Here is a 210-nt window from a genome sequence, read left to right as displayed (position 1 = left end):
TCATCAACTCAAGATGATCGCCACCCCCATTTTTAAATAGTGTTATCTCTTTATCAGTTTGACGAGCCTTAACACCATTACATAGTTGGTAGAAATCAGCAATGACAGCACACTCTGTTATAACACCTTCTTTAATGGGAATAGATAGCTCACCTATATCTTGAATTGCAGTTTCTCTTGCATCAACAAAAATGCGAGACTTTACCAGTA

The 210-nt window shown here is 37.1% G+C and carries 1 pseudogene; it reads right to left on the bottom strand.

Annotation, left to right across the window (positions count from 1 at the left end):
- Window positions 1-210: pseudogene (locus V6255_RS18960) on the bottom strand (ornithine cyclodeaminase family protein); the annotation flags it as partial.

Source organism: Psychromonas arctica, from assembly GCF_038155225.1.
Taxonomy (GTDB): domain Bacteria; phylum Pseudomonadota; class Gammaproteobacteria; order Enterobacterales; family Psychromonadaceae; genus Psychromonas; species Psychromonas arctica_B.
This window is presented reverse-complemented; position numbering and strand designations above follow the sequence as displayed.